Annotated in this window: 5 protein-coding genes; 4 read left to right on the top strand and 1 reads right to left on the bottom strand. The window is 64.9% G+C overall.

The genetic code is table 11. The features are described 5' to 3' along the window. A partial coding sequence (locus tag ABS88_RS24280) for a copper-transporting P-type ATPase (RefSeq protein WP_286750848.1) occupies positions 1-2,132 on the bottom strand: 2,132 nt, incomplete at its 3' end. 271 nt (positions 2,133-2,403) lie between these two features. On the opposite strand from ABS88_RS24280, the gene ABS88_RS24275 reads away from it, so the two are divergent. From ABS88_RS24275 to ABS88_RS24260, 4 genes are all read left to right on the top strand, one after another. Then, entirely contained in the window at positions 2,404-2,700 is a 297-nt protein-coding gene (locus ABS88_RS24275; RefSeq protein ID WP_286750847.1) for a BufA1 family periplasmic bufferin-type metallophore, read from the top strand. Positions 2,701-2,793: 93 nt separating this feature from the next. Then, positions 2,794-3,705, top strand: a complete 912-nt coding sequence (gene bufB / locus ABS88_RS24270) for an MNIO family bufferin maturase (protein WP_286750846.1) — start codon at positions 2,794-2,796, stop codon at positions 3,703-3,705. After that, the gene (locus tag ABS88_RS24265) at positions 3,692-4,438 is read left to right on the top strand and encodes an HvfC/BufC family peptide modification chaperone (protein ID WP_286750845.1); all 747 of its coding nucleotides are present in this window, start codon (positions 3,692-3,694) and stop codon (positions 4,436-4,438) included. The genes bufB and ABS88_RS24265 overlap by 14 nt, the downstream gene beginning before the upstream one ends. 3 nt (positions 4,439-4,441) lie before the next feature. Continuing rightward, entirely contained in the window at positions 4,442-4,921 is a 480-nt protein-coding gene (locus tag ABS88_RS24260) for a DoxX family protein (protein ID WP_286750844.1), read from the top strand. Positions 4,922-5,041 lie beyond the last annotated feature (120 nt).

The following is a 5,041-nucleotide window of genomic DNA, read 5'->3' as shown; positions in this document are numbered from 1 at the left end:
GAAAGCGACATGGCTGCGGCCGCGATGATGGGCGACAGGAGGATGCCGAAGAAGGGGTAGAGCGCGCCTGCTGCGACCGGCACGCCCGCCGCGTTATAGATGAAGGCGAAGAACAGGTTCTGGCGGATATTCGCCATAGTCGCCTGGCTCAGGCGGCGCGCCCGCACGATCCCCGTCAGATCGCCCTTCAGCAGCGTGACACCGGCGCTTTCGATCGCGACATCCGTTCCCGAGCCCATGGCGATGCCGACATCCGCCGCAGCGAGGGCGGGCGCATCGTTCACGCCGTCACCCGCCATCGCGACCACCTTGCCCGCCTGCCTGAGCCGTTCGACCACAGCACTCTTCTGGTCGGGCAGAACTTCGGCCTCCACCTCCGAGATGCCGAGCCGGCGTGCCACGGCCTCGGCCGTGGTCCGGTTGTCGCCGGTGAGCATGACCACGGCGATGCCTTCCCGGCGCAGAGCGGCAAGGGCGTCGGGCGTCGTTTCCCTGACCGGATCGGCAATGGCGAAGATGCCGGCCGCGGCCTCCTCGATGCCGATGAAGATCGCCGTCGCGCCATCGCGGCGCAGCGCATCCGCCTGTTCGCTCAGCATATCGGTGGCGATGCCGCCTTCCTTGAGGAAAGCAGCGTTGCCGAGAACGATCCTCTTGCCTTCCACCGTCCCCACCGCGCCCTTGCCAGTAGGGGAATCGAAGCTGCTGACCTCGGGAAGCGCCCGCTTGCACGCCTCGGCCGCCGCAACGATGGCCTGGCCGAGCGGATGCTCGGAGGCCCGTTCGACGCCGGCCGCAAGGCGCAGCAATTCGCTCTCGTCCCACCCCTCGCCCACAACGATGCGCGTAACGCTGGGCTTGCCTTCGGTAAGCGTACCAGTCTTGTCGATAACGAGCGTATCGATCTTCTCCAGCCGCTCCAGCGCCTCCGCGTTCTTGATGAGCACGCCCAGGCCCGCACCGCGTCCGACGCCCACCATGATCGACATGGGCGTCGCAAGCCCCAGCGCGCAGGGGCAGGCGATGATAAGCACCGCCACAGCCGCAATAAGGCCATGTGCAAGGCGCGGCTCCGGCCCCCAAATGCCCCAGGCGACGAAAGCGGCGACTGCCACCGCCAGCACGGCAGGGACGAACCACCCCGCGACCTGATCGGCGAGCCGCTGGATCGGCGCGCGCGAACGCTGCGCCTCGGCGACCATCTGGACGATGCGCGACAGCATCGTGTCGCGGCCGACCTTTTCCGCGCGCACCACGAGCGCACCGCTTCGATTGAGCGTGCCGCCGATCACGGGATCGCCGGCCGCCTTGGTGACGGGCATCGACTCTCCGGTCACCATCGATTCGTCGATCGCCGAGCGGCCCTCTTCCACCCTGGCGTCGACTGGCACCTTTTCGCCCGGACGCACGCGCAGCCGGTCGCCAACCGCAACTGCTTCGAGCGCGACTTCCTCGTCGCTGCCGTCCTGCCGGATGCGCCGCGCCATCTTTGGCGCCAGATTGAGCAGCGCCCTGATCGCGCCCGAAGTCCGCTCGCGTGCCCGGAGTTCGAGCACCTGGCCGAGCAGCACCAGCACGGTGATGACAGCCGCCGCCTCGAAATAGACGGCGACCGACCCGTCCACGCCCCGGAAGGCGGCCGGAAAAATCGACGGCGCGGCCGTCGCCACCACGCTGTAGAGCCAGGCAACGCCAGTTCCCATCGCGATCAGCGTGAACATGTTGAGGTTGCGCGTCCTGACCGATTGCCAGCCGCGCTGGAAGAACGGCCAGCCCGCCCACAGCACGACCGGCGTCGCCAACGCCAGTTGGAGCCATGTCGAGAGCCTCGGTGAAACCAACTCGTGGAACGTGGGGAGCAGATGGACTCCCATTTCCAGAACCAGCACCGGCAGCGTGAGCACGAGTCCGATCCAGAAGCGGCGAGTCATGTCGACAAGTTCGGCGCTCGGCCCCGCCTCGGCACTCACTGTCTCGGGTTCCAGCGCCATGCCACAGATCGGACAGGCACCGGGGTGATCCTGGCGGATCTGCGGATGCATTGGGCAGGTCCAGATCGTCGCCTCGGGCGTATCAACCGGTGGGGGCGTTGCCGCATCCGGATGCTGATGATGGCCGCAGGGTTGCGCCATGGAATCGCTCCTCATGTGAGATCTCCGCTTTTGCACCCTGACATGATGTCAGGGTCAAGCGCAAAAAATTCCAGCTGAGGAACGCCATAACGCAGGAAATGCGCTCGCTCATGATTGGCTGTCGCAGTGATTCTTCCTCACCGCGGTTGGCCGACCAGATCGGACCCGTGTTCTTGGCATGCTGTGCCCAAGTGTAACCAGACGGCTTGCCGCACCGAACATGGTCATGCGAGGCGCGAAGGGCCTTGCGCCATCCATGGAAAGGATCGTCATGAATACTTCCGCCAAGTTCGCCGCCGCCGCGGCATCGCTTGCCGCAGCGGCTCTTTTGGCTTCGTCGCCCGCCAGCGCCGAAGCGCCGTCCGGGGCCAAGGAAAAGTGCTACGGTGTGGCGCTGAAGGGTAAGAACGACTGCAAGGCCGGCCCGGGCACGAGCTGCGCCGGCACGTCGACGGTCGATTATCAGGGCAACGCCTGGAAATATGTCGCGAAGGGCGAGTGCGTGAAAGTGGGCGGCACGCTCGAGGCGCATGCGGGCAACGCAGCCCCCATGCCGAAGCGTAGCTGACCGAGCGAACGGGGCGCTGACGCAGGGCGCCCCACAACTTTACCCGCCGCCCGGAGAGGCTAAGCTCTCGGGTCGCAAAGGATGCTGGCTGACATGAAATTCCTGACCGATCTGCCCCCCTCGGTGGGAATTGGACTGAAACCCGAGCACTATGCCCGGGTGCTCGAGTCCGTGTCGGTCAGCATCCACCCACCTGTCACGCACGATCATTTCTCGCCTGGCTGGGTCGAAGTGCATCCGCAGAATTATTTCAGCGCGGGCGGGCCGCCGCATCGATGGCTTTCGGCGATCGCCGAAAAATATCCGCTCAGCTTTCACTCGGTCGGCCTTTCGCTGGGCAGCGCACATGGGCATGACCGCGAGGAACTCGATCAGCTTGCGGCTTTGTGCGACCGCTATTCCCCGGCATCGGTTTCCGACCATCTGAGCTGGAGCGGAAGCGCGAACAACCGCTATCCCGATCTGCTTCCGGTGCCCTATACCGAAGAGGCGCTCCGCCATTTCACAAGGCAGGTTTCGATCGTGCAGGACTGTCTCAGGCGGCCACTCCTGATCGAGAACCCCTCGCGCTACCTCGCCTTTGCCGGTGACGAGATGGACGAGGCGGATTTCCTGCACCGCCTGTGCCGGGCGGCAGGCTGCGGCATATTGTTCGACATCAACAATGTCGAAGTCACCGCCACCAACCTGGACCTCGATCCATTTTCCATGATCGACGCCATCGACCCGGCGCTTGTGGGCGAGATCCACCTGGCCGGACATAAGCGGGAAGAGCATGAGCACGGACCGCTGCTGATCGACGACCACGGCTCGCAGGTCTCCGATCCGACCTGGGCCATGTTCTCTCGCTTCATCCAGCTGGCGGGAAGAATGCCGGTCCTCATCGAATGGGATACGAACATTCCGGACTACGCAGTGCTCATCGCCGAAGCGCGCAAGGCCGATGCGATCATGAGCGAGCAGGCGGCGCTGTCCGCCGGGAGCCGGTCAGATGTTTTCGCTTGAACAGACACAGGCGGCCATGATGCGCGGCCTCGATCATGGTCCGGCGCACCTTCCGGACGGACTGTTCCGCGGCGGCCGCACGCGCGCGCTTCTGGGTATGAAAGTCCATGCCAACACCGTATCCCATGCCCGGCTTGTCGCGCTGGAAGACACGTTTCCGCGGACACGCGTCCTGCTTGGCCATGAGCAATTCAACGAACTTTCCCGTCGCTATCTCGATTGGCCGGGGGTGGCCGCCCGCCCGCTCGCGCATATCGGGCAGGACTTCGCAGCTTTCCTCAGCGCGGTCGGCGAGACGCGCGCGGCCAGCGATCTTGCCGCATTCGAATGGGCGTGGCTGGAAAGCTATCACGCCGCCGAGGCTGCGATCCTCGCGCTGGCGGACATTGCCGGTGTCGGCGAAGATGCGCTGCTCGGCATCGTGCTGATGCGCCATCCGGCAGCGCGCCTGCTCCACACGGACCGCGCGGTCCACCAGATCCTCGGCGAGGAAGTGTCTGGACTTGGCGACGCAGATTCCATCCTGCTCACCCGTCCGCAGGAGCAAGTGCTTGTCTCGCCCGCGACCTCGGTGATGTCGGCAATCTTCACGTATGTCGATAAGCCGGTCAGCATCTGTAACCTTTTGGAGAGCTGCGGCGAATTTGAACGTAAGGATCGACCGTCGCCGGACGACATCATGGCCGCGCTGATTGCGCTGATGGAAGCCGGGGCGCTGCAACGGGTGGGATAGGCGATGCGGGTTCTTGCCCTTTATAACCGGACAATCGACTGGCTCGCGGGACGGATCCCGGAAGGCGTCGTGCTTGCGTTCATGCGCGTGGTGCTGGCCGGGATCTTCTGGCGATCGGGCCAGACCAAGATTGCCGAAGGCACCTGGTTCACGATCAGCGAGAACACGTTCTTTCTCTTCCAGGACGAATATGGCGGCGTGCCCTTGCCGAGCCATCTTGCCGCTGTGATGGCGACCGTTTCCGAACACCTGTTCCCGATCCTGCTCGTGCTGGGGCTGCTCACCCGGCTTTCGGCATTGGCGCTCCTGGGCATGACCATGGTCATCCAGATCTTCGTCTACCCCGACGCCTGGTGGCAGGTGCATTCGCTATGGGCAGCGATGGCGCTCGTGCTGATCATTCGCGGAGGCGGATGGTTGTCATTGGATGCGCTGCTGGCTCGCGCTGGCGCCCGCCGTAGAGCCTCGCATGAAATCGGATGAGCCATCGCTTGCCCGCCTGATGGCGATGGCGCAGCAGGGCGATCGGCTGGCCTATCGCACGCTGCTCCTCGAATGCGGGAACTGGCTCAGGCGCTATTTCGGCCGGCGCGTGCCGCCGGG

This window comes from Sphingopyxis sp. SCN 67-31 (assembly GCF_001725095.1).
Note: the sequence above shows the minus strand (reverse complement) of the source record. Positions and strands in the feature narration are given on the sequence as shown.

What these genes read in the sequence shown, in the direction of transcription:
- ABS88_RS24275 (WP_286750847.1), top strand. Translation starts at nt 2,404, where the DNA reads ATGAATACTTCCGCCAAGTTCGCCGCCGCCGCGGCATCGCTTGCCGCA.
- bufB (WP_286750846.1), top strand. Translation starts at nt 2,794, where the DNA reads ATGAAATTCCTGACCGATCTGCCCCCCTCGGTGGGAATTGGACTGAAA.
- ABS88_RS24265 (WP_286750845.1), top strand. Translation starts at nt 3,692, where the DNA reads ATGTTTTCGCTTGAACAGACACAGGCGGCCATGATGCGCGGCCTCGAT.
- ABS88_RS24260 (WP_286750844.1), top strand. Translation starts at nt 4,442, where the DNA reads ATGCGGGTTCTTGCCCTTTATAACCGGACAATCGACTGGCTCGCGGGA.